This window comes from Azomonas macrocytogenes (assembly GCF_014191985.1).
GTDB lineage: Bacteria > Pseudomonadota > Gammaproteobacteria > Pseudomonadales > Pseudomonadaceae > Azomonas > Azomonas macrocytogenes.
This window is the reverse complement of record NZ_JACHXI010000018.1, coordinates 1-23,125: the sequence shown is the minus strand read 5'-3', so window position 1 is coordinate 23,125 and position 23,125 is coordinate 1. Positions and strand designations below refer to the sequence as shown.

The window sequence follows — 23,125 nt, the reverse complement described above, 5'->3', positions numbered from 1 at the left end:
AGTGCCTATCGCTTCCAGTCAATTGCGCATCGTTGTCGGCCTTGGCAAGAGTGGCATGTCCGTGGTTCGTCATCTGGCGAGCCGGAATCTGCCTTTTGCTGTGGCCGACACACGTGCCACCCCTCCGGAACTGGCGACCTTGCGCCGGGATTTTCCTGGAGTGGAGGTGCGTTGCGGCGAACTGGATGTGGAATTTCTTTGCCAGGCCGGTGAGTTGCTGGTCAGTCCGGGACTGGCGCTGGCAATTCCTGCGCTACAGGCAGCCGCTGCGCACGGTGTGCGGATGTCGGGAGATATCGACCTGTTTGCGCGCCAGGCGGAAGCACCAATCCTGGCAATTACCGGCTCCAATGCGAAAAGTACTGTCACCACATTGGTCGGCGAAATGGCCAGGGTTGCCGGTCGCAAAGTGGCCGTCGGCGGCAACTTGGGCACACCGGCACTCGATCTTCTCGACGCCGAAATAGATTTGTATGTGCTGGAACTGTCCAGCTTCCAGTTGGAGACGACCGAGGCGCTGGGGGCCGAAGTCGCAACCTGCCTCAATGTCAGCGAAGATCATATGGATCGCTATCGTGACCTTGTGGCGTATCGCCAGGCCAAGCAGCGGATTTTCCAGAATGCCCGTCAGATGGTCGTCAACCGCGGCGATCCGGCGAGCCAGCCCGACTCTTTTCCATCCCGGATACCCGTCTGGTCGTTCGGTCTGGATGCTCCGGATGCCAACGGCTTCGGGCTGCTCGAACATAAGGGCGAGAAGTACCTGGCTTTCGAGTCAGAGGTTCTGATGCCGGTACGTGAATTGACGATCCGGGGTGCCCATAATCAAGCCAATGCCCTGGCTGCCTTGGCCATGGGATATGCGACCGGGCTGCCGATGGCGTCCATGCTCGAAGCCCTGCGGACCTTCGCAGGCTTGCCTCATCGCTGCCAGTGGGTCGGTAAGCACCATGGCGTGAATTACTACGACGATTCGAAAGCGACCAATGTGGGAGCTGCCTTGGCAGCCATCGAAGGTTTGGGTGCCGATATTCCGGGCAAGCTGGTTCTGATTGCCGGTGGCGATGGTAAGGGTGCGGATTTTTCTTTTCTGCGCGACTCCGTAGCCAGGCGTTGCCGCGCCGTGATTCTGTTGGGGCGTGACGCCGATCGGTTGCGCTTGGCCCTGGAGGGTGCTGCTCCGCTCGAACATGTCAAAACCCTGGACGAGGCGGTCTGGGCTGCGAGTAGTCTGGCTGTTCCAGGAGATGCCGTATTGCTTTCGCCAGCTTGTGCCAGCCTCGATATGTTCAAGAATTTTGAAGAGCGCGGGCGTCTGTTCGCTGCTGCCGTCGGAGGGCTCGATTAATGCTGGCTTTCCTGCGCCGCCATCCTTCTCCGTTGTTCAATCGCCATGGCATCGATATCGATTTCCCTATGCTGGCCGGTTGCCTGGCCCTGCTTGGGCTTGGCCTGGTCATGATTGCCTCGGCCTCTTCGGAGATTGCCGCCGCCAACACCGGCAGCACTCTGTATTACCTGGTCCGCCATCTGGTTTATGTGCTGCTTGGACTGATTGCCGCAGGGCTGACATTGCTGGTACCCGTTTCCACCTGGATGCGCCTGAGCGGGCCGTTGCTGTTGGCTGCTGTCCTGTTGCTGATCATGGTCCTGGTGCCCGGTATCGGTCGGGAGGTTAATGGTTCGATGCGCTGGATCGGCTTCGGGCTGTTCAACATTCAGCCTTCCGAGCTGGCCAAGATCTTCGTGATCATTTACCTGGCCAGCTATCTGGCCCGTCGCCAGAGTGAGGTACGTGACCAATGGTGGGGCTTTCTCAAACCGTTTCTGATCCTGTTGCCGATGGCTTTCCTGCTATTGATGGAGCCTGATTTCGGCGCAACGGTCGTGATGATGGGAGCAGCAGTCGCGATGCTGTTCCTCGGCGGAGTAGGCTTGTTTCGCTTCGGGCTCTTGGTAGTCCTGGCCGTCCTGGCGGTCTATGTCCTGGTGCAAACCCAGCAATATCGTATGCAGCGGCTTATTACCTTTACTGATCCGTGGGCCGATCAGTACGGTGCCGGTTATCAGCTGACTCAGGCATTGATCGCCTTCGGGCGTGGCGAATGGCTGGGGCTGGGGCTGGGCAATAGTGTGCAAAAGCAATTCTTTCTTCCTGAAGCCCATACCGACTTCGTCTTCTCCGTTCTGGCCGAGGAGCTGGGTGCCATCGGTGCACTGGCAACCGTGGCGCTTTTCGCCTTCATCGGTATTCGCGCATTATTTATCGGTTTGTGGGCCGAAAAAGCCAGGAACTTCTTTGGCGCCTATGTTGCCTGGGGTATGTCCTTTTTGTGGCTCGGCCAGTTCTTGATCAATGTCGGCGTGAATGTCGGTTTGCTACCAACCAAGGGGCTAACGTTGCCGTTTCTCAGCTATGGAGGTAGTTCTCTGGTGGTCACTTGCGCAAGCATGGCGATACTTCTGCGCATCGAATGGGAAAGCCGGATCGATCCGGCCGACAAGAAAAACCGTTTCGAAAAAGAAGACCCCACTAACGGAAGTTTTGCCGATGGAGCCACGCATGGCCGCTAACGTATTAATCATGGCAGGCGGCACTGGTGGCCATGTTTTCCCGGCGCTGGCCTGTGCACGCGAATTCCAGGCACGCGGCTACAGTGTGCATTGGCTGGGTACCCCGCGTGGAATCGAGAACGAGCTGGTTCCGGCCGCTGGATTGCCTCTGCATTTAATTCATGTCAGTGGCTTGCGTGGCAAGAACCTTGGCGCTTTGTTGAAGGCTCCGCTGCAGTTGCTCCGCTCGTTGTTCCAGGCTCGCAAAATCGTGCGTGAGTTGAATCCGGTCTGTGTCCTGGGATTGGGAGGCTACGTTACGGGGCCGGGTGGCTTGGCTGCCAGGCTCTCTGGAGTACCGTTGGTCATTCATGAACAGAATGCCGTGGCGGGCACAGCCAATCGTAGTCTTGCCCCTTTTGCAAGCCGGGTCTGCGAAGCGTTTCCGGATACTTTTGCGTTCAGCGACAAGCGTCGAACGACCGGCAATCCAGTACGTGAAGAGCTGTTTCAGGTCGCTCCGCACGAGTTGCCCGCCACGCGGCCATCGAGGTTATTGATTCTTGGTGGCAGCCTTGGTGCCGAGCCCTTGAACAAGCTGTTGCCTGAGGCCTTGGCCAGGGTTCCACTGCAAGCGCGACCGGAAATTCTGCACCAGACAGGCAGGCAGCATGCGGATGTGACGGGCGAGCGTTATCGGGCCGTTGGGGTTGATGCCCGGGTCGAGCCTTTTATCAAGGATATGGCTCAGGCCTATGCCTGGGCCGATCTGGTTCTCTGCCGGTCTGGCGCGCTGACTGTCAGCGAATTGGCCGCTGTTGGCCTGCCATCGATTCTTGTGCCTTTGCCGCACGCCATCGACGATCACCAAACGCGCAACGCCGGCTATCTGGCCAAGGAAGGCGCTGCCATTCTCCTGCCACAGGCGGAAACCGATGCAGACAGGCTTGCTGTTCAACTGACCGATATCCTGACTCAGCCGGAAAAGCTCCGGGCTATGGGCATTGCAGCTCGCCGCCTGGCCAGGCCCGACGCCACCCGTACGGTCGTCGATCTCTGCCTGGAGGTGGCGCATGGCTAAGTCACCGGATGCAGCCAAGGCAGAAGTCCGCCGCATGCGGCGGATTCGCCGCATTCACTTCGTTGGAATCGGTGGCGTGGGCATGTGCGGTATCGCAGAGGTATTGCTGAATCTCGGCTACGAGGTGTCCGGCTCGGATCTCAAGTCTTCAGCATCCACGGAGCGCCTGGAGCGTTTCGGTGCGCAGATTTATATCGGGCACCGCCCGGAAAACGTTTCCAATACTGATGTAGTGGTGGTTTCCAGTGCGGTGAACGTGTTCAATCCCGAGGTTGCCACTGCACTGGAAATGCGTATACCGGTCGTTCGTCGAGCCGAAATGTTGGCTGAACTGATGCGCTATCGCCACGGTATAGCCGTGGCCGGAACCCACGGCAAGACCACGACTACCAGTTTATTGGCATCTGTATTTGCTGCCGGCAAGCTCGATCCTACCTTCGTTATCGGCGGGCGCCTGACCGCCGCAGGAACCAACGCCCAGTTGGGGAGCAGTCGTTATCTGATCGCTGAAGCCGACGAGAGCGATGCCAGTTTCCTGCATTTGCAGCCCATGGTTGCCGTCGTGACCAATATCGATGCCGATCATATGGATACCTATGACGGTGATTTCGGCAGGCTGAAGAAAACCTTTATCGATTTTCTGCATAACCTGCCGTTCTATGGACTGGCTGTATTGTGTGTGGACGATCCGGTGATTCGTGAAATTCTGCCGCAGGTCGGTCGTCCCACGGTAACCTACGGTTTCGCTGAAGATGCGGATGTTCGGGCAGTCGATGTTCGCCAGGATGGCATGCGTACCTATTTCACCGTCTTGCGCGATGGTCATGACCCACTCGAAGTCTCGGTGAATATGCCGGGCAGTCATAATGTACTGAATGCCCTGGCAACCATTGCCGTCGCCGCCGACGAAGGCATCGACGAACTGGCGATCATCCAGGGACTGGCAGAATTCCAGGGCGTCGGTCGGCGTTTTCAGGTCTACGGTAATCTTCAGGTCGACGGTGGCAGCGTGATGCTGGTCGATGACTATGGTCATCATCCGCGCGAGGTGGCTGCCGTGATCAAGGCGGTGCGTGGTGGCTGGCCGGAGCGCCGGCTGGTGATGGTCTACCAGCCGCATCGGTTCACGCGTACGCGAGATCTTTACGAAGATTTCGTGCAGGTGCTGGCGGATGCCAATGTGCTGCTGCTGATGGAGGTGTATCCGGCTGGCGAGGAACCGATAGCCGGCGCCGACAGCCGCAACCTGTGCCACAGCATTCGTCAGCGTGGCCGGCTCGACCCGATCTATATCGACCGTGGCGCCGAGCTGGCACCACTCCTGTGTCCGCTCCTGAAGCCTGGTGACATTCTGCTTTGCCAAGGTGCTGGCGATATCGGTTCGTTGATTCCCCAATTGCTCAAGAGTCCGCTGTTTGCCAGTAAATCCACTGCGAGGAATAGTTGAAATGACTGCGCTGCAATCGCCTCGTGATGCCCGGGCCTTTGGCCGTGTGGCTGTCCTGTTCGGAGGATTGAGTGCCGAACGCGAGATTTCGCTCAAGTCTGGACAGGCGGTGCTGGCTGCACTGCTGGCAGCTGACGTGGATGCTTTCGGCATAGACGTCGGTAAGGATCTGTTGGCCCGCCTGGCCACCGAGCGTATTGATCGAGCCTTCATCGTCCTGCATGGACGTGGTGGCGAGGATGGGAGCATGCAAGGATTATTGGAGTGCGCGGGGATTCCTTACACCGGTAGTGGTGTCCTGGCTTCTGCGCTGGCTATGGATAAGCTGCGTACCAAGCAGATATGGCAGAACCTTGGGCTGCCGACACCGCGCCACGCCGTGCTGGCGACCGAAGATGATTGCCATGCGGCCGCGCAGGTGCTCGGTTTTCCATTGATCGTCAAGCCGGTTCACGAGGGCTCCAGTATCGGCATGGCCAAGGTCGGTGACGTTGCGCAATTGATTGCAGCCTGGCGCTCGGCCAGCGCTTACGACTCGCAAGTCCTAGTCGAGCAATGGATTCATGGGCCGGAATTCACTGTATCCATGTTGCTCGGTGAGATTCTGCCGCCCATCGGTCTTGGAACCCCGCATGTATTTTATGACTACGACGCAAAATACATGGCTGCGGATACCCAATACCGGATTCCCTGTGGTCTAGATGAAGCCAAAGAGCGAGAGCTGAAGAGTCTTTCGGCACAGGCTTGCTCGGCCATTGGCGTCAGCGGTTGGGCACGGGTGGATGTCATGCAGGATGCACAGGGTCGCTTCTGGTTGCTGGAGATCAATACTGTTCCCGGAATGACCGATCACAGCCTGGTCCCCATGGCTGCCAAGGCTGCAGGATTGGATTTCCAGCAACTGGTATTGGCTATTTTGGAAGATAGCTGCAAGGAGAGGGCTTGAATCATGATCCTCAGGCTGCGTCATTCTCAACCAGGGTTCGGTCGAGCTCCCCAGGGGCGGGGCGTACTTCGCGGAGCCAGTCGCCAGGTCGAACGCGAGCCTCTTCTCGCTCGCTTGCCCAGGCCTGGATTCGGCGCTCTCAAATACCTGTTGAGTACATTGGCGGTAGTTGGGGCTGTGGCTGGCGTACTGGTAGGCGCTTATGAGTTCGGCCCTGAAGTACTGTCCTATGCCAATCGACCAATCGCAAAAGTGGTTATCGAAGGCGATCTGGTTTATGCCGACCGTCAGGCCGTGCAGCAAAATATTTCCTTCTTTGCCGAACGGAACTTTTTCGACGTGGATCTTGTCGGCATGCGCCATGGTCTTGAACAGATGCCATGGATCGCCCACGCTGAAGTGCGCCGAGTCTGGCCCGATCAGATCGTCGTCCATCTGGATGAGCAACTACCGATTGCGCGCTGGGGCGATGAAGCCTTGTTGAACAATCAGGGACAGACATTCAAGCCCGCTGAATTGAAAGAATATGAGCATCTGCCACAACTGCAAGGGCCACAATGGGCCAAGCAACGGATCATGCAGCAATATCAGACTCTGAGTCAGATGCTGCGTCCGGTGGGGTTTTCCATAACACGTCTGGAGTTACGTGATCGTGGTAGCTGGTTTCTCTCCACCGGGCAGGGAATCGAGTTGCTATTGGGCAGGGATCATCTGGTAGAAAAGATTCGCCGTTTCGGCACTATTTATCGGCAAACACTTAAACAGCAAAGCGAAAATATCGCGAGGATCGATCTTCGTTACTCCAATGGTCTGGCCGTTGCGTGGCGAGGGTCGGTCTCTGGCGTGGCGGGTGCGGCTGCGTCCGGAAAGAATTAAGGAAAACCAGAACATGTCCAATGCGCTAAGCGGCAAGATGATCGTTGGGCTCGACATCGGTACCTCCAAGGTCGTGGCCTTGGTTGGCGAAGTCGCGTCGGATGGTCAACTAGAGATCGTCGGGATCGGCAGCCACCCGTCCCGAGGCTTGAAAAAAGGTGTCGTGGTAAATATCGAGTCAACTGTACAGTCGATTCAGCGCGCTATTGAAGAAGCCCAGCTGATGGCCGGATGTCGTATCCATTCGGCTTTTGTCGGCCTGGCTGGCAGTCATGTTCGCAGTCTGAACTCCCATGGCATCGTCGCCATCCGTAATCGCGAGGTCAGCGAGGCCGATCTGGAGCGCGTACTGGATGCAGCCCAGGCCGTCGCGATACCGGCTGACCAACGGGTGCTGCATACTCTTCCCCAGGACTATGTCATCGATAATCAGGAAGGTGTCCGAGAGCCGCTGGGAATGTCTGGCGTTCGCCTGGAGGCCAAGGTCCATGTCGTCACCTGCGCGGTGAACGCGGCACAGAACATTGAAAAATGTGTCCGCCGTTGCGGGTTGGAGGTCGACGATATCATTCTCGAGCAACTGGCTTCGGCTCACGCCGTTCTTACCGATGATGAAAAGGAGTTGGGTGTGTGTCTGGTGGATATCGGTGGCGGAACCACGGATATCTGCATTTTCACCGAGGGTGCGATTCGCCATACGGCAGTCATCCCGATTGCTGGCGACCAGGTGACCAATGACATCGCCATGGCTCTGCGCACACCGACGCAATATGCTGAGGAAATCAAGATTCGCTATGCCTGTGCCTTGGCGAAACTGGCAGGCGCTGGTGACACCATCAAGGTTCCCAGCGTGGGTGATCGACCGCCGCGAGAACTTTCTCGACAGGCTTTGGCCGAGGTGGTGGAACCTCGTTACGATGAGTTGTTCACCTTGATTCAAGCCGAATTGCGTCGTAGCGGTTACGAGGATTTGATTCCTGCCGGGATCGTTCTCACTGGAGGAACAGCAAAGATGGAAGGAGCCGTCGAACTTGCCGAAGAAATATTTCATATGCCGGTCCGCCTGGGGGTGCCACAGGACGTCCAGGGATTGGCCGATGTAGTTCGTAATCCGATTTATTCAACAGGCGTGGGGTTATTGCTGTACGGGTTGCGCAAGCAATCCGAAGGAACTCCCGTTGCTATCCGTGGCCATCTGGTCGAAGAGCCAAAATCATCCGTTCTGGAAAAGCTGAAAAGCTGGATCCAGGGTAATTTTTAAACAGCAGCGCGCAGCATAGAGCTTAAACTAACAAGGAGAGCGGGCAATGTTCGAACTCGTAGACCATACCCCACAAAACGCAGTCATCAAGGTTATCGGTGTTGGTGGTGGCGGCGGCAATGCCGTCAATCATATGGTGCGCAGCAACGTCGAAGGTGTGGAGTTTATCTGTGCCAACACAGATGCCCAAGCCTTGAAAAAGGTTGATGTACGCACTGTTCTGCAACTCGGCTCAGGTATTACCAAAGGGCTGGGAGCCGGAACCAATCCTGATATCGGTCGCCAGGCAGCGCTGGAAGATCGCGAGCGTGTCGCCGAGGTACTGGAAGGCGCCGATATGGTGTTTATCACGACCGGCATGGGTGGTGGAACCGGTACCGGGGCAGCACCCATCATTGCTCAGGTAGCCAAGGAAATGGGGATTCTGACCATCGCCGTGGTAACCCGTCCCTTCCCGTTCGAAGGCCGTCGCCGCATGCAGGTTGCCGATGATGGTATCCGTGCCCTGTCTGAATGCGTGGATTCTTTGATCACGATTCCCAACGAGAAGCTACTGACCATTCTGGGCAAGGAAGCCAGCCTGCTGACGGCTTTCGCCAAGGCCGATGATGTCCTGGCCGGTGCCGTGCGCGGTATTTCGGACATCATGCAGCGTCCTGGTCTGATGAACGTCGACTTTGCCGACGTCAAGACCGTAATGGGTGAAATGGGCATGGCCATGATGGGAACTGGCTGCGCCAGCGGTCCGAATCGTGCTCGGGAAGCTACCGAGGCCGCTATTCGCAATCCGCTGCTGGAAGACGTCAACCTGCAAGGGGCACGCGGTATCCTGGTCAACATCACTGCCGGGCTTGACCTGTCTCTCGGTGAATATTCCGCCGTTGGTGAAATCATCGAAGCCTTCGCTTCCGATGAAGCGACTGTAAAAGTTGGTGCTGTCATCGATCCCGAGATGGGTGACGAATTGAATGTCACCGTAGTGGCGACCGGACTGAGCTCTCGTCTCGATAAACCAGTCAAGATCGTGGATAACACCGTTCAGACCAGTGCTGCTGGCAATTCATCTGCATCTGCCCTGCGTAATGGTGGGGGAGAGCAGGGAGCTGTGAACTATCGTGATCTGGAGCGCCCTACTGTCATGCGCAATCAGGCTCAGGCAACTGCCATGGCAACCAAGCTGAATACTCAGGAAGATTTGGATTACCTGGATATTCCTGCTTTCTTGAGACGTCAGGCTGATTGATTTTTTGAATCAGCAAGCTACTTGTTATTGGTGTTTAGCAAATAAGGCTTCTGCTATGATCGACAACAAATGGGAATTCGCGCACAGGCCACAGCGAAGCGAGCCATGATCAGACAACGCACCTTGAAGAACACCATCCGTGCCACAGGTGTCGGTTTACACTCAGGGGAAAAGGTTTACCTGACCCTGAAGCCGGCACCTGTAGATACCGGAATCGTATTCTGTCGAACAGATCTTGTTCCTCCGGTCGAAATACAGGCTCTCGCGGGAAATGTCGGCGAAACTACTATGTCGACAACGCTGATCAGCGATGGCGTCAAGGTCGATACCGTCGAGCATCTGCTTTCAGCCATGGCTGGCTTGGGTATTGATAACGCCTATGTCGAATTATCCGCTTCCGAAGTACCGATCATGGATGGAAGCGCCGGTCCTTTCGTATTTCTTATCCAGTCTGCCGGCCTTCAAGAACAGGAAGCTGCCAAGAAATTCATCCGCATAAAACGTGAAGTTACCGTGGAGGATGGTGATAAGCGCGCCACCTTCCTGCCATTCGATGGCTTCAAGGTTAGTTTCGAAATCGATTTCGATCATCCCGTCTTCAAAGGGCGAACCCAGATTGCCAGCGTGGATTTCTCAAGTACTTCTTTTGTCAAGGAAGTCAGTCGTGCCCGCACATTCGGATTCATGCGGGATATCGAGTTTCTGCGCTCGCACAATCTGGCGCTGGGTGGAAGCGTCGATAACGCCATTGTGGTCGACGAGCATCGTGTCCTGAATGAAGAAGGCTTGCGTTACGAGGATGAGTTCGTCAAGCACAAGATCCTGGATGCCATTGGCGATCTTTATCTACTTGGTAATAGCCTTATCGGCGAGTTTCGGGGGTACAAGTCCGGCCATGCGCTGAATAACCGTTTGTTGCGAACTCTGATGGCACAGGGGGACGCTTGGGAAATAGTGACTTTCGACAGTTCGAGAGCTGCTCCGATTTCATATATGCGGCCCATCGCTGCAGGTTGACTGTAGAGCCGGTTTTGTAAAGGATTTGCAAGAGATTTTATGATCCCGGCTTGTTCGATAATCGGGCTATCAACACTGAAAAAGCAGTCGTTGTCATTCTTGGCTTGTGCTTGAGGTTTGCCTCATTCGTTGATTTCGCGAGCGGATGCCCCGCCAGCGTCTCTTCTCATGCCATCGCCCTGGACGCGCCGTTGCATCAGGTTCGGGGTATTCGTGAACAATAATGTCGACAATCGCATCAAGTATCGTCATTTGCTGTGTTTTCTCGAGGTTTCCCGCCAGGGTAGTCTGGTACGCGCTGCTGAAGCATTGGCTGTCAGCCAGCCGGCGATTTCGAAGACGCTCCGGGAGCTGGAAGATGTGCTCGGGTCGAGCCTGTTCGACCGGGGCAAGAATGGCGTTACCTTGACCGCAGCGGGAAGCGCTTTCCTGCGTTATGCCGGACCTAGTGTCCAATCCTTGCGCGAAGGTGTACGCAGTTTGCGGGCCGGTGAGCATGAAGTGGGTATCGTGCGTGTTGGGGTGCTGTCCACGCTCGAAAGTTCGTTGATGCCGGAGGTGATTGAGTGCCTGCATGCCCAGCATGCAGCGCTGGTAATCAGTGTAGTCACTGGCTCGAGTGCGTATCTCCTGGAAAAGCTGCGTAGTGGCGAGTTGGATCTGGTGGTCGGCCGGGTGGCCGACAATGCGCCGCTCGAAGGTCTGACCTTCGAGCATCTTTATAGCGAATCGATGACGCTTGTCGTGCGTGCAGGGCATGTTTTACTAACGGGAGAGCTGAACCGGCTAGGCGATTTTCCTGTGGTGCTGCCGTTGGCGGGAAGTGCGCTTCGCCGTTGTGCTGATAATATTTTGGTTCAGTTGGGAATCAGTCTGCCCTTACGCCGCCTGGAAACCCTGTCGATCGCCCTCAGTCGTCATTATGTTTTTCAAAGCGATGCTGTCTGGGTGGCCCCTTTGGATGCTGTGCGGCAAGACTTGCAGAGTGAAAAACTGGTCGAACTGGATCTGAATTATAAAGAACCGGCAGGATCGGTCGGGATTTGCAGCAATTCATCGCTGCCCTTATCCCTGACTGCTCAGTGGTGCTGTGAAGCTTTACGCGCGTTCTCGGTAAGTTACCGCTGAAACCATGGCGAGGTTGATCGTGCATTGAGCGACAGCGAAGGCCTGGGGTCGATCAAAACAGTCACAAGTCTGGTGTAGCCAATAACGCCGGTGGCGTACCGATGGATGGCTCCGTGCCTCAATGTGTCGCTGTTCGCCAGTGGAATCAATATTCACTTGCAGACTCGTATCTCGAAGATGAATTCGAAGCCAATGTCAAGATCTGGTCCTGCGTTTGATGGACTGGAGCTATCGTCGAGAGACTTTACTGGTACGGCGCTTTGCAGGGCGAGAACGAGACTGTCTTCTTTGACTTCTAGGCCATTTTGAACTCCACCATCAAGGAATCTGCCGAATCGGTCGAACGGCAGGTCACCAGACACTTCCAGGCCATGTTGTCAGCCCGGGATTTCCGGGCCGACAGCGCTCAGCAAGCAGCTATCGAGGCATTGGCCCAATGGCTGGGTTCCTGGCTGCGCGGACGCCGGACACTGTTGCGTGTGCCTGCTGCCGGCGTCTATCTCTGGGGAGGTGTCGGGCGTGGCAAAAGTTTTGTCATGGATGCCTTTTTTTCTGCCATTCCCTTGCCAGCCAAGAGACGAGTGCATTTCCATGCTTTTCTGCGCGAGGTTCAAGTACGGTTGCGTGAGATAAGCGGGCAACCCGACCCTCTGGCATTGGTTGCCCGGCAAATCGCTGCGCAAACCCGGATTCTCTGCTTCGATGAATTCCATGTGCACGATATCGGCGATGCCGTGCTGCTCGGACGAATCCTGAAAATGCTGGTGGAGCATGATGTCGGCCTGGTAATGACTTCCAACTATGCTCCTTCAGGCCTTTGTCCGAATCCGCTGTACCGGGATCGCTTCAAGTCAGCCATCGCCTTGCTGGAAAAGCGTTTTAATGTGCTGCATGTGGATGGGGGCGAAGATTATCGTCAGCGGCCGGACATCGGTCAGTCTTGGGGACATTTCCGTGCATTGCGCTCTACCGAGGACAAGGACTGGCTAGGCCGGCAGTCGGGCCTGCATGCGGCAGCAGTCCAGGATGTGGTGATCCAAGTGAATCACCGGCCATTGCGCGTGCGGGCACATGATGCAGCAAGCGCCTGGCTGGATTTCGACGAGCTTTGCCGCGGCCCACGTTCCAGTGCCGACTTTCTCTGGCTCTGCCAGCGTTTCGAGCGGCTGGCCATCGGTGTGGTGCCGCGCCTGGATGGCGAAAGTATCGATGTACAGCAGCGTTTTCTCAATTTCATCGATATCGTCTACGACAGCGGGATTCATCTGCTACTTTTGGGCGAAACACATCTGGACGAGCTTCTCAGCGACGGAGCGCACACGGATTTTTCGCGGACGCACAGCCGCTTGCAGCAGCTTCGAATCACCGATGAGCTTTCTGGCGAGGCTTAGCCTGTGCTTTCGATCCTTGGTATCACTGCGCCGATCTTCATCATCATTGCCATTGGTTTCCTGGCTACTCGCTTTCATGTGATAAACCGCGAGCAGGCCCTTGGGACAGGGCGGTTCGTCATCAGCTTTGCGTTGCCGGCATTGGTGATAAGGGCCCTGCTGGCCAGCCCCATTCAGGAAGTCTTCGAGCTGAATTTTCTGCTGGCTTACGGCGCGGCCTCACAGGCTGTATTCTGGCTCGGGTTCGCGTTTTCCCGCTTTATTCGCAAAGATACGCTTGCCGGCAGTTCGCTGAGCGCCTTGGGCATGTCGGTATCCAACAGTGGTTTCATCGGTTATCCCATCGTTGCCATGGCCGTGGGCCATAGCGCTGCGGTCGCCTTGGCCCTGTGCATGCTGGTCGAAAACCTGCTGATGATCCCCATGGCGTTGGCTATGGCGGAGGTAGGTCACCAAAGCGGGGGTGGGCTTGGGCAATCCCTGAAAAACACCTTCGAGCGTCTATTGGGTAATCCCATCATTATTTCCATTTCGGTTGGGCTGTTCCTTTCGCTATTGGGTTGGCAACCCCCTGCAATCATCATGAAAGTGATCGATATGCTGGCCAATGCTTCTGCGCCGGTAGCGCTGTTCGTCATAGGTGCGAATCTGTATGGATTGAAAGGCGATGGGTTGCTTGCCGATGTGACTCAACTGGCTATCGGCAAGCTGATTCTCCACCCCTTGGCCGTATTGCTGTGCCTGTCGCAATTGCCGACTCTGGAACCGGATCTGTATACGGCTGCGGTGCTCTTTGCCTGTTCTCCTATGATGAGCATTTTCCCTATTCTTGGGCAGCGTTACGGCCTGGAAAGGCGCTGCGCTGCCACGTTGGTGGCGGCCACCGTGCTTTCCTTCCTGACTATCAGTTTCTTCGTGTGGGTAATGACCTGATTGGTTGAGCATTCGATTTTTCATAAGTATCGAGTCCCGGATATTGTTTCTGGCAAACCCGTTCGTTTTGGGCTTGCCCACGATCAAGCACGCCGCTGGCTGTGCGAAGTGCAGGGCGATGCGCCTGCGGTAGCCGAACACCGAAATCTTTCTTGTCGAGGATGATCCTATGCCTGCTGTAAGAATTGCTGATGGCGACCTGAACTACCGTTTCGATGGTCCGAACGATGCGCCGGTACTGTTGCTCTCCAACTCGCTGGGTACCAATCTTTCTATGTGGGATGTGCAGATTCCTGCCTTCAGCGAGCATTTGCGTGTGCTGCGTTATGACACACGCGGCCATGGTGGATCGCTGGTCACTCCCGGGGCTTACAGTATCGACCAGCTGGGCCGCGACGTGCTGGCTATGCTGGATGCTCTGAAGATCCAGACATTCAACTTCTGCGGGCTGTCTATGGGCGGCCTGATCGGCCAGTGGCTGGGTATCAATGCCGGCGAGCGACTGGACAAGCTGGTGTTGTGCAATACCGGTGCGAAAATCGGTACTGATGAAATCTGGAATGAGCGGATCGACAGTGTTCAGGCTGGTGGCGGCCATGCCATGCGCAATTTGCGCGATGCCTCTATTGGCCGCTGGTTCACCCCGGCCTTTGCTGAGGCGAAACCGGAGGATGCCGGGGCCATTGCCGACATGATCGCCGCCACGTCGCCACAAGGGTATGCTGCCAATTGTGCGGCTGTGCGCGACGCCGATTTCCGTGAGCAAATCGGTACGATCACGGCACCAACCCTGATCGTGTGTGGCAGCCATGATCCAGTCACTACCCTCGAGCACGGTCGCTTCATGCAGGAGCGCATTCCCGGTGCGCAATTGATCGAACTGGAGACCGCACACCTGTCCAATGTCGAAGCACGAGATGACTTCACGCATCCTGTGCTGGCTTTCCTGCGTAGCTGAATTCACAGAAGCGGCCAACGCCACCCACCTTCCACTTGATCAAAGAGGTTTGGAACGAGCAGGGCGTATAACGAGCGGCAATTTCCCCGCACCCATGATTTCGACCGGCCCGGCTCGTTGCACTGCCCTGCTGCGAACATTCCGTTAAGCTTGGTAAGCTCGACCCGGTGGTTCATATTGTCGCAGCATCAGCCGTGATGTCGGCGCGCCGCCCATTGATACAGTCAGAATTTCGAAGGATAGGATAATGAAAATACCAGCTACGCCGTTGACTACACCCCAGCGGCCGCTCATGGGCATCCTGCTGATCATTCTGGCAACCTTCCTGTTTTCCAGCCACGATGCGCTATCGAAATATTTGAGTAGTATCTATCCAATCATCATGGTGGTCTGGGTGCGTTATGTGGTGCATTCCCTGCTGATGGCCTGTTTCTTCCTGCCAAAATCAGGCCTGCGTCTGTTGCGCACCAAGCGTCCAGGCATGCAGGTGCTGCGTGCCTTCTGCCTGCTGGGTACCAGCCTGTTTTTCACGTCCGGCCTGCGCTACATTCCGCTGGCCGAGGCGACTGCCGTCAACTTCCTCGCGCCGTTGTTCGTCACGGCGCTTTCGGTGCCCTTTTTGGGCGAGCCGGTCAGCCGCGGCCAGTGGCTGGCGGTACTGGTTGGATTCGTCGGCGTGATGATCGTGGTCCACCCCGGCGGAGCCTTGTTCACTCCGGCGATCCTGTTTCCACTCGGCTCGGCACTATGTTTCAGCTTTTATCAGTTGCTCACACGCAAACTCAGTGCCCATGACGGCCCGGCTACCAGTAATTTTCTCTCGGGTCTGTGTGCCACTGCCGTGATGAGCATACTGGTGCCGTTCTACTGGGTAACCCCGAGTTACGAATATCTCGTACCAATGCTGGCGCTCGGCTTTTGCGGAATGTTCGCTCACCTGCTCCTGACTCAGGCTTTTCGCCATGCCGCTCCCGCCCTGCTGGCGCCGTTTACCTATTGCCAGATCGTCTTCGCCGGTCTGCTTGGCGCCGTGATCTTCGCGCATGTGCCGGATTTCGTGTCGCTGTTCGGCATTCTGGTGATCTGCCTGAGTGGCTTTGCCGCCGCCTGGCAGCAACGTAAACCCCTGCCGATCCCTGAAACGCCGGATGCTGCTGTTTCGAACACCATGCAGAGTAAAGGGGAAGTAGGGTAAAACGCCAGCTTTCGCCACCTGGCCAATTAGGCTCACTGGTTCGTCAGTCATTTGTGAATAATCGTTTCACCTCGGCTTCTGGTATTGATTGGTGGACCATGTACGCTTAGCCATTGAACCGAACCGAAGCAGAGGCTTCGTTACTACGCCGCGCTATCGACCAGGAGTCAAAGCATGCATCGCTCGATCGCTACTGTTTCTTTGAGCGGAACCCTTCCGGAAAAGCTCGAAGCCGTTGCCGCCGCCGGTTTCGATGGTGTCGAGATCTTCGAGAACGATCTGTTGTACTACTCAGGCAGTCCGCGCGATGTTCGCCGTCTGTGCGAGGATCTTGGGATTGCGATCACCCTGTTCCAGCCTTTTCGTGACTTTGAAGGATGTCGCCGCGATCGCTTGCAGAAGAACCTCGATCGCGCCGAGCGTAAGTTCGATGTGATGCAGGAACTGGGCACGGATCTGGTCCTGGTCTGCAGCAATGTCGCTGTCGATTCCCTGGGCGAGCAGGAAATCCTCGTCGATGACCTGCGCCAACTGGCCGAGCGCGCCGGCGCTCGCAACCTGCGTATCGGCTACGAAGCATTGGCCTGGGGACGCCACGTCAATACCTGGCAGCAGGTCTGGAGCATCGTGAAGCAGGCCGACCATCCGGCGCTCGGCGTGCTACTGGACAGCTTTCATACCCTTTCGCTCAAGGGTGATCCCAGCGCTATCGCCGATATTCCTGGCGACAAGATATTCTTCGTGCAGATGGCCGATGCGCCGATCCTGGCCATGGACGTGCTGGAATGGAGTCGACACTTTCGCTGCTTCCCGGGGCAGGGCGAATTCGATCTGGCCGGTTTTCTCGCGCCGATCCTCAAGAGTGGCTACACTGGCCCGCTGTCCCTGGAAATCTTCAACGATGGCTTCCGCGCCGCGCCGCCGCGGGCCAATGCCGCTGACGGGCTACGTTCCTTGCTGTACCTGGAAGAAAAAACCCGCAAGCTGCTGAAAAAAGACCCTGTCCCGCCGGCGAACCTCGACATTCTCTATAATCCGGTGCAGGCCAGCCGCTACGAAGGTGTCGAATTCCTTGAATTCGCTGTCGACGAGGCACAGGGTGCCAAGCTGGCCGGCTGGTTGGAGCATCTCGGCTTCGCGCAGGTAGGTAAGCACCGTTCCAAGGATGTCAGCCTGTTACGCCAGGGTGGCATCAACATCGTGCTCAATGCCGAGCCCTATTCTTTTGCGCACAATTTCTACGCAGCCCATGGCCCGTCGCTGTGTGCCACCGCGTTCCGCGTCAAGGATGGTCATGCGGCGCTGGAGCGTGCCCGGGCTTTCAAGGGGCAGCCTTTCCGCGGCCTGCTGGGTCCCAACGAGCGCGAAATTCCTGCTGTGCGGGCGCTGGATGGCAGTCTCATCTACTTGGTCGAGCATGGCGAACCCGGCCAGACTATTTACGATAGCGACTTCATCCTGAACGAGAAGGCGATCCCTGGCGGCAGCCTGAGCAGTATCGATCATCTGGCCATGGCCGTGCCGGCCGATACGCTCGACAGCTGGGTCCTGTTCTATAAAAGCCTGTTCGATTTCGCCGCCGACGACGAAGTCGTGCTGCCCGATCCCTATGGCCTGGTAAAAAGCCGGGCGATCCGCAGCCTGTGCAGCAGTATCCGCCTGCCGCTGAATGTTTCGGAAAACCGCAACACGGCCATTTCCCATGCCTTGTCCAACTATCGAGGCTCCGGCGTGCATCACATTGCCTTTGCCTGCGAGAACATCTTTACCGAGGTCAGTCGAGCCAAGGATGCCGGCCTTCCGCTGCTGGAAATTCCGCTGAATTACTACGACGACCTCGCGGCGCGCTTCGATTTCGACGACGAGTTCCTCAGCGAACTGGCCTACTATAACGTCCTGTACGACCGTGATGCTCAGGGTGGCGAACTGTTCCATGTCTACACTGAGCCTTTCGAGGATCGCTTCTTCTTCGAAGTCCTGCAGCGCCGAAATGGCTATGTAGGGTATGGCGCGGCAAACGTGGCGGTGCGGCTGGCTGCGCTGGCCAAGGTGCGCAGCGGTGTCTCGACGCCTGTCAGGCTCTAGGGCGTGTCATCAATTGCCACTCCGTTGCGCCGGAGCCGTATTTTGCGCAGGGCAAGGCGTGAGGAGAGACGTTTGGTCATTCCAAATGAACGACGAGCAACGCCGCACTGCGCAAAATACGGCCCGTCCCTTCGGGTTGCGGCTGAACACGGGCCAGGCGGCAACGCAATCGGGGTGGCAATTGATGACACGCCCTAATGCCATGAACGGATATCCTGCCCTGTGCGTTGGTGCTGCAAGTGGTCCCTGCTGCAAGCAGCAAAAAGCAATATTGCCTTGTTGAATGATGGAGCCTCGATGACAACGACAAGATCGGGAGCGCTGGCCCCCCATGCACGCCGGATTGCTCTGTTGGTTGCCAGTGCGTTTTTCATGGAAAACCTCGACGCCACGGTGATCGTCACGGCCCTGCCGCAGATGGCCGACTCCTTCGGCGTGAACGCGGTGGACGTGAGCATCGGCATCACCGCCTATGTGCTGACCGTCGCGATCTTCATCCCGGCCAGCGGCTGGGTGGCGGATCGTTTCGGCCACCGATCGGTATTCAGCGCGGCGATCGCTTTGTTCACGTTGGCCTCAATTCTCTGTGCCTGTTCGACCAGTCTCTGGGTGTTCACTGGCGCACGCGTATTGCAAGGACTTGCCGGTGCGATGATGGTGCCGGTCGGCCGGCTGGCGGTGCTCAATAACACGCCGAAGGACGATCTGGTAAAAGCCATCGCCTATCTCACCTGGCCAGGGCTGACTGCACCGGTACTGGGGCCGCCCATTGGCGGCTTTATTACGACCTATGCTTCTTGGCACTGGATTTTTTTGCTCAATGTGCCGCTTGGTCTGATCGCCCTGGTGCTGGCCTGGCGGCTGATTCCCGCCAATGCTGGTAGCATCGTCCGTGCCCAGTTCGATACTACAGGTTTCGTCCTTTGCGCATTGGCCTGTCTGGGACTGCTTTACAGCCTGGAAAAAATCGGCCAGGACGTTGCGGCCTGGCCTTTTCCCTTGGCCTTGCTGGTCGCCGGAGGTGTGCTGGGGGGCGTTCTGTTTCGCCACTGCCGACGGCATCCTGCGCCGCTGCTGCGTTTCGACAATTTCAACGTGACCACCTATGCCGTCACTATCTTCGGCGGTTCGGTATTCCGGGCCATGGTCAGTGCCATGCCATTTCTGCTGCCGCTGATGTTCCAACTTGGTTTCGGTTATGACGCCTTTACTTCCGGCTTGCTGGTGCTGACGCTATTCGCCGGTAATATCGGCATGAAACCCATGACCGGCTGGGTACTGCGCAACTACGGTTTTCGCCAGTCGCTTCTCGCCAGCGTGCTGATCCTGGCCGCGACCGTGTTCGCCTGCGCGTTTTTTACCCAGGACACGCCGCTGTTCATCCTGCTGCCGGTTCTACTGTTATCCGGCATGGCTCGTTCCATGGGCTTCACTGTCTACGCCACCATGGCTTTCGCCGACATACCCAAGGATAGGATGACTGGTGCGAACACGTTGTTCAGCATGGCGCAGCAGTTCGCCTTCGGCCTCGGCGTGGCCATCGCGGCCATTCTGCTGCGCCTGGGCGAGACCTTCGACAGTGGCACTGGCCACCAGCTCGGGCATTTCCACTTTGCCTGGGTCGTGATCGGCATTCTGACCCTGCTGTCTCTAGTCGATGGCATGCGGCTACCAGTGAATGCCGGCGCGGCGGTGAGCGGACATGGAAAGCCGCGGGCCAATTGATCTGTAACCGGAGTTTTTTCTCAAGCGCTGTGGCTGGACTCATCCTGCCGCGAGCCATTTCGAGCACACCCCATGAATTCATTACTTGAACTCGACGGGCTCGGCTTCGCCTGGCCCGGCCAAGCGGAACTGCTGGATATTCCTGAATTTCGTCTCGTGCGGGGTGAAACTCTATTCCTCCGGGGGCCGAGCGGTAGCGGCAAGACTACTCTGCTGGGGCTGCTCGGTGGTGTGCAACGGGCCAGCCGGGGCAGGGTCCGCCTGCTCGAAGAAGACCTTGGCCGGCTTTCTTCCGGGGCGCGTGATCGTTTTCGTGCCAACCATATCGGCTACATTTTCCAGCAGTTCAACCTACTGCCATTTCTGTCAGTACGGGAAAACGTCGAGCTGCCTTGCCGTTTCTCCAGGTTGCGTGCCGCGCACGCCTGCCAGCGTCATGGTAGCGTGGAAAAAGCTGCCGTGACGTTGCTTGAACATCTTGGTTTGAGCGCTGAACTGCAGGGGCGACGGGCCGACAGTTTATCCATTGGGCAGCAGCAGCGGATTGCTGCCGCTCGTGCCTTGATCGGTCAGCCTGAACTGGTGATTGCCGACGAGCCCACATCGGCCCTGGACGCCGACACCCGTGAGGCTTTTTTACAATTGCTGTTCGGTGAATGCCGAGCGGCGGGTGCCAGCCTGCTGTTCGTCAGCCATGACCAGAGCCTGGCACCATTGTTCGACCGCAGCCTGTCATTAGTTGAGCTCAATCGAGCGCACGCCGAAGATCATTGCAACATTTTGTAGACGCTGTTTCGGTTTTTTATCCACTTTTCGTTCAAAAGCCTCCTTACTTATGCATCTTCTGCGTCTTGCTCTGGCTAGCCTGGCCAATCGCCGTTTCACCGTATTGCTAACCGTATTCGCCGTTGCTCTTTCGGTGACCCTGCTGCTGGCCGTTGAGCGGATACGCAGTGAAGCGCGAGTCAGTTTCGCCAGTACTATCAGTGGTACCGATCTGGTCGTTGGAGCGCGCTCCGGCCCAGTCAACCTGCTGCTCTATTCGGTTTTCCGTATCGGCAATGCCACCAGCAATATCCGCTGGGATAGTTTCCTGCACTATGCCGAGCACCCTCGGGTGAGCTGGGCAATTCCCTTGTCACTGGGCGATTCACATCGTGGTTATCGCGTGCTCGGTACCAACCAGGTCTATTTTGAACACTATCACTACGGGCACGGCCAGCCATTGCGGCTAGCCGAAGGGCGTGCCTTCGCTGACGATCCGTTCGAAGTTGTACTTGGCGCCGAGGTGGCTCAGGCGCTGCACTACCGGCTAGGTGAGCACATCGTGCTGGCCCACGGTGTCGCCACTGTCAGTCTGGTGCAGCACGACGACAAGCCCTTCACCGTGGTTGGCGTACTGGCGCGTACCGGCACGCCGGTGGATCGCACCCTGCATATTTCCCTCGCCGGAATGGAGGCCATCCATATCGACTGGCACAGCGGCATGCCGGCTCAAGGCACGGCCAGAATCAGTGCCGACGAGTCTCGCCGGCGGGACCTGACGCCCAAGGCTATCACTGCTTTCCTGCTGGGGCTGGACAGCAAGATCGCTACCTTCACGCTGCAGCGCGAGATTAATGACTATCAGGGCGAGCCCTTGCTGGCGATTTTGCCCGGTGTTGCCTTGCAAGAGCTGTGGAGTCTGATGGGGACGGCAGAAAAGGCGCTGTTCGTTGTCTCGTTGTTTGTCGTCCTAACGGGCCTGATTGGTATGCTTACCGCAATCCTGGCCAGTCTCAACGAGCGCCGTCGGGAAATGGCCATTCTCCGTTCAGTAGGGGCGCGGCCCTGGCATATCGCTGGGTTGTTGATTTTCGAATCCACTTTTCTAGCGCTCGCCGGCGTGTCTTTCGGGTTGGCCCTGTTGTACTTTGGCATCGTTATAGCCCGAGGTTATCTGCAAGCCAATTACGGCCTGTATCTGCCGCTGGCTTGGCCGAACCTTCACGAATGGATACTGCTCGGTGGAATTCTGCTGGCTGCCCTGTTAATGGGCTGTCTGCCAGCCTGGCGTGCCTATCGGCAATCGCTGGCCGATGGATTGTCTATTCGCCTATGAGTGAGTATCCACTGATGATGCGCCTTCTATTGTTGCATGTGGTTTTGCTGCTGAGCATGCCTGCCTGGGCGCAGGAGATCCGTGAGTTGTCCTGGAGCGAGATGGTTCCGCAAGGCAGCATGCCGGCAGAGATACCTATGGCGATCCACGAAGCGGGAGAAGAGGCGCCAGCCGCCATCCAGCAACTGCCGAATGCTCCAGTCGTACCTGAGCTGACTGGTGCCTGGGTCAAGCTGCCGGGGTATATCGTGCCGCTGGAAACAGACAGTAATGGCCGGGTCATCGAATTCTTCCTGGTGCCGTATTTCGGGGCCTGTATTCATGTACCGCCACCGCCTTCGAACCAGATCGTACATGTCAGCAGCGAGCCTGGCGTGGTTCAGGAGGCGCTTTACCAGCCATATTGGATTGAAGGCCGGTTGAAGGTCGAACTGAGCCGGCACGAACTGACCACAGCCGGCTACGCGATGCAGGCCGAGAAGATCTATGTGTATGAATTGCCCGAGGGCAATTGAAGTCCAGTACCGCGTGATATTCCGTACTGCTCAGCAAGGGGCGGCAATACGCAGTCCAGGCTTTACTTCTTCGGCAATGTAGTAGCCGGCTCGTTTATGTGCGGAAAAATTCTGCTATGGTTGTTAACTCTTGGAATTTATGACAATCAGGAGAACATCATGCGGATATCTTTTGCTCACGCTCTGCTGCTGACTACTACCATTGCGCTGGCAGCTTGCGACAAGCCGGCTCAGCCCAAGGCTCCGGAAGTTAATCCGCCACAACAACAAGATATCGAACAAAAGCCGGCTGCCCCTGCCAGCGAAGTGCCGTCGACTCCAGGTACTGCCAACCCCGCTGAGCAAACTCCCGCTGCGCCTGTTGGAGAACCCGCAGCTCCGCAACAGCACTGATCTTCTTTGCCCGCTGCCTGTCTGAGCTCCTTCTTCTGAAAGCTGGTTGGAGGAGTGAAAGGCCTGGCCAGGTTCCATAGTGTTCCTGGCCGTCATACCTGAAGCCTCTGTAGTGTGATCGTGTTCATTACTTGTCCCCTGAATTTCGTTCGTTGTTTTAATTTTGACTGAATCGCTTTATTGGCTTGACGGTAGTTTGAGATGCTGTATTATGCGCCTCCCGCAGGCAGCTGGTTAGCCCAGCAGTCAGCGGCAAGCAATTGAGTAGAAAACGAAA

Annotated in this window: 20 protein-coding genes and 1 pseudogene; all 21 read left to right on the top strand. The window is 56.9% G+C overall.

The features are described from left to right. The first annotated feature begins 1 nt into the window (after nt 1). The 21 genes and pseudogenes from murD to FHR87_RS14725 all read left to right on the top strand — a co-directional run bounded on the left by murD (nt 2) and on the right by FHR87_RS14725 (nt 22,848). Nucleotides 2–1,348, top strand: coding sequence for a UDP-N-acetylmuramoyl-L-alanine--D-glutamate ligase (murD, locus tag FHR87_RS14820; protein WP_183167491.1), 1,347 nt, complete (start codon nt 2–4; stop codon nt 1,346–1,348). Next, on the top strand, nt 1,348–2,574 hold the full coding sequence (ftsW, locus tag FHR87_RS14815; protein WP_183167490.1) for a putative lipid II flippase FtsW: 1,227 nt from the start codon (nt 1,348–1,350) through the stop codon (nt 2,572–2,574). The genes murD and ftsW overlap by 1 nt, the downstream gene beginning before the upstream one ends. Next, nucleotides 2,564–3,634, top strand: coding sequence for an undecaprenyldiphospho-muramoylpentapeptide beta-N-acetylglucosaminyltransferase (gene murG / locus FHR87_RS14810; RefSeq protein WP_183167489.1), 1,071 nt, complete (start codon nt 2,564–2,566; stop codon nt 3,632–3,634). The genes ftsW and murG overlap by 11 nt, the downstream gene beginning before the upstream one ends. Continuing rightward, a complete protein-coding gene (gene murC, locus FHR87_RS14805; protein WP_183167488.1) occupies nt 3,627–5,081 on the top strand; it encodes a UDP-N-acetylmuramate--L-alanine ligase in 1,455 nt (484 codons plus the stop codon). Before murG ends, murC begins: the two co-directional genes overlap by 8 nt. Nucleotide 5,082: 1 nt before the next feature. Continuing rightward, the gene (locus tag FHR87_RS14800) at nt 5,083–6,027 is read left to right on the top strand and encodes a D-alanine--D-alanine ligase (RefSeq protein ID WP_183167487.1); all 945 of its coding nucleotides are present in this window, start codon (nt 5,083–5,085) and stop codon (nt 6,025–6,027) included. Between the two features lie 3 nt (nt 6,028–6,030). Then, nucleotides 6,031–6,903 carry a cell division protein FtsQ/DivIB gene (locus FHR87_RS14795; protein WP_183167486.1) on the top strand — a complete coding sequence of 291 codons (873 nt, stop codon included), beginning with the start codon at nt 6,031–6,033 and terminating at the stop codon, nt 6,901–6,903. Between the two features lie 13 nt (nt 6,904–6,916). Then, nucleotides 6,917–8,164 carry a cell division protein FtsA gene (ftsA, locus tag FHR87_RS14790; RefSeq protein WP_183167485.1) on the top strand — a complete coding sequence of 416 codons (1,248 nt, stop codon included), beginning with the start codon at nt 6,917–6,919 and terminating at the stop codon, nt 8,162–8,164. 46 nt (nt 8,165–8,210) lie between these two features. After that, entirely contained in the window at nt 8,211–9,407 is a 1,197-nt protein-coding gene (ftsZ, locus tag FHR87_RS14785; protein WP_183167484.1) for a cell division protein FtsZ, read from the top strand. 105 nt (nt 9,408–9,512) lie between these two features. Continuing rightward, nucleotides 9,513–10,424, top strand: a complete 912-nt coding sequence (lpxC, locus tag FHR87_RS14780) for a UDP-3-O-acyl-N-acetylglucosamine deacetylase (protein WP_183167483.1) — start codon at nt 9,513–9,515, stop codon at nt 10,422–10,424. A 213-nt stretch (nt 10,425–10,637) separates the two neighbouring features. Further along, nucleotides 10,638–11,552 carry a pca operon transcription factor PcaQ gene (gene pcaQ / locus FHR87_RS14775; RefSeq protein ID WP_338021258.1) on the top strand — a complete coding sequence of 305 codons (915 nt, stop codon included), beginning with the start codon at nt 10,638–10,640 and terminating at the stop codon, nt 11,550–11,552. A gap of 65 nt (nt 11,553–11,617) precedes the next feature. Next, a pseudogene (locus FHR87_RS19305) lies at nt 11,618–11,851 on the top strand (peptidase associated/transthyretin-like domain-containing protein); the annotation flags it as partial. Nucleotides 11,852–11,857: 6 nt separating this feature from the next. Next, nucleotides 11,858–12,943, top strand: a complete 1,086-nt coding sequence (gene zapE, locus FHR87_RS14770; protein ID WP_420826745.1) for a cell division protein ZapE — start codon at nt 11,858–11,860, stop codon at nt 12,941–12,943. Between the two features lie 3 nt (nt 12,944–12,946). After that, nucleotides 12,947–13,876 (top strand): AEC family transporter, encoded by a 930-nt coding sequence (locus tag FHR87_RS14765; protein ID WP_183167481.1) that lies wholly within the window; start codon nt 12,947–12,949, stop codon nt 13,874–13,876. Nucleotides 13,877–14,045: 169 nt separating this feature from the next. Next, nucleotides 14,046–14,834 carry a 3-oxoadipate enol-lactonase gene (gene pcaD / locus FHR87_RS14760; RefSeq protein ID WP_183167480.1) on the top strand — a complete coding sequence of 263 codons (789 nt, stop codon included), beginning with the start codon at nt 14,046–14,048 and terminating at the stop codon, nt 14,832–14,834. Between the two features lie 247 nt (nt 14,835–15,081). Further along, nucleotides 15,082–16,029 (top strand): DMT family transporter, encoded by a 948-nt coding sequence (locus tag FHR87_RS14755; RefSeq protein ID WP_183167479.1) that lies wholly within the window; start codon nt 15,082–15,084, stop codon nt 16,027–16,029. Nucleotides 16,030–16,203: 174 nt separating this feature from the next. After that, nucleotides 16,204–18,114: a 3-dehydroshikimate dehydratase QuiC gene (gene quiC / locus FHR87_RS14750; protein ID WP_183167478.1), complete on the top strand. Its 1,911-nt coding sequence runs from the start codon at nt 16,204–16,206 to the stop codon at nt 18,112–18,114. Nucleotides 18,115–18,411: 297 nt separating this feature from the next. Next, nucleotides 18,412–19,839, top strand: a complete 1,428-nt coding sequence (locus tag FHR87_RS14745; protein WP_183167477.1) for an MFS transporter — start codon at nt 18,412–18,414, stop codon at nt 19,837–19,839. A gap of 72 nt (nt 19,840–19,911) precedes the next feature. After that, nucleotides 19,912–20,625, top strand: a complete 714-nt coding sequence (locus FHR87_RS14740) for an ABC transporter ATP-binding protein (RefSeq protein WP_183167476.1) — start codon at nt 19,912–19,914, stop codon at nt 20,623–20,625. A 49-nt stretch (nt 20,626–20,674) separates the two neighbouring features. Beyond that, nucleotides 20,675–21,940: an ABC transporter permease gene (locus tag FHR87_RS14735; protein ID WP_183167475.1), complete on the top strand. Its 1,266-nt coding sequence runs from the start codon at nt 20,675–20,677 to the stop codon at nt 21,938–21,940. Nucleotides 21,941–21,957: 17 nt separating this feature from the next. Then, on the top strand, nt 21,958–22,455 hold the full coding sequence (locus FHR87_RS14730) for a DUF3299 domain-containing protein (RefSeq protein ID WP_183167552.1): 498 nt from the start codon (nt 21,958–21,960) through the stop codon (nt 22,453–22,455). A gap of 159 nt (nt 22,456–22,614) precedes the next feature. Next, on the top strand, nt 22,615–22,848 hold the full coding sequence (locus tag FHR87_RS14725) for a hypothetical protein (RefSeq protein ID WP_183167474.1): 234 nt from the start codon (nt 22,615–22,617) through the stop codon (nt 22,846–22,848). Nucleotides 22,849–23,125 lie beyond the last annotated feature (277 nt).

Excerpts from the sequence above, each read along its gene's own strand:
- murG (WP_183167489.1), top strand. The coding sequence starts at position 2,564 with ATGGCCGCTAACGTATTAATCATGGCAGGCGGCACTGGTGGCCATGTT.
- FHR87_RS14740 (WP_183167476.1), top strand. The coding sequence starts at position 19,912 with ATGAATTCATTACTTGAACTCGACGGGCTCGGCTTCGCCTGGCCCGGC.
- FHR87_RS14725 (WP_183167474.1), top strand. The coding sequence starts at position 22,615 with ATGCGGATATCTTTTGCTCACGCTCTGCTGCTGACTACTACCATTGCG.
- ftsZ (WP_183167484.1), top strand. The coding sequence starts at position 8,211 with ATGTTCGAACTCGTAGACCATACCCCACAAAACGCAGTCATCAAGGTT.
- FHR87_RS14795 (WP_183167486.1), top strand. The coding sequence starts at position 6,031 with ATGATCCTCAGGCTGCGTCATTCTCAACCAGGGTTCGGTCGAGCTCCC.
- ftsA (WP_183167485.1), top strand. The coding sequence starts at position 6,917 with ATGTCCAATGCGCTAAGCGGCAAGATGATCGTTGGGCTCGACATCGGT.
- pcaD (WP_183167480.1), top strand. The coding sequence starts at position 14,046 with ATGCCTGCTGTAAGAATTGCTGATGGCGACCTGAACTACCGTTTCGAT.
- quiC (WP_183167478.1), top strand. The coding sequence starts at position 16,204 with ATGCATCGCTCGATCGCTACTGTTTCTTTGAGCGGAACCCTTCCGGAA.
- FHR87_RS14730 (WP_183167552.1), top strand. The coding sequence starts at position 21,958 with ATGCGCCTTCTATTGTTGCATGTGGTTTTGCTGCTGAGCATGCCTGCC.
- lpxC (WP_183167483.1), top strand. The coding sequence starts at position 9,513 with ATGATCAGACAACGCACCTTGAAGAACACCATCCGTGCCACAGGTGTC.
- FHR87_RS14755 (WP_183167479.1), top strand. The coding sequence starts at position 15,082 with ATGAAAATACCAGCTACGCCGTTGACTACACCCCAGCGGCCGCTCATG.
- FHR87_RS14735 (WP_183167475.1), top strand. The coding sequence starts at position 20,675 with ATGCATCTTCTGCGTCTTGCTCTGGCTAGCCTGGCCAATCGCCGTTTC.
- murC (WP_183167488.1), top strand. The coding sequence starts at position 3,627 with ATGGCTAAGTCACCGGATGCAGCCAAGGCAGAAGTCCGCCGCATGCGG.
- FHR87_RS14745 (WP_183167477.1), top strand. The coding sequence starts at position 18,412 with ATGACAACGACAAGATCGGGAGCGCTGGCCCCCCATGCACGCCGGATT.
- FHR87_RS14800 (WP_183167487.1), top strand. The coding sequence starts at position 5,083 with ATGACTGCGCTGCAATCGCCTCGTGATGCCCGGGCCTTTGGCCGTGTG.
- ftsW (WP_183167490.1), top strand. The coding sequence starts at position 1,348 with ATGCTGGCTTTCCTGCGCCGCCATCCTTCTCCGTTGTTCAATCGCCAT.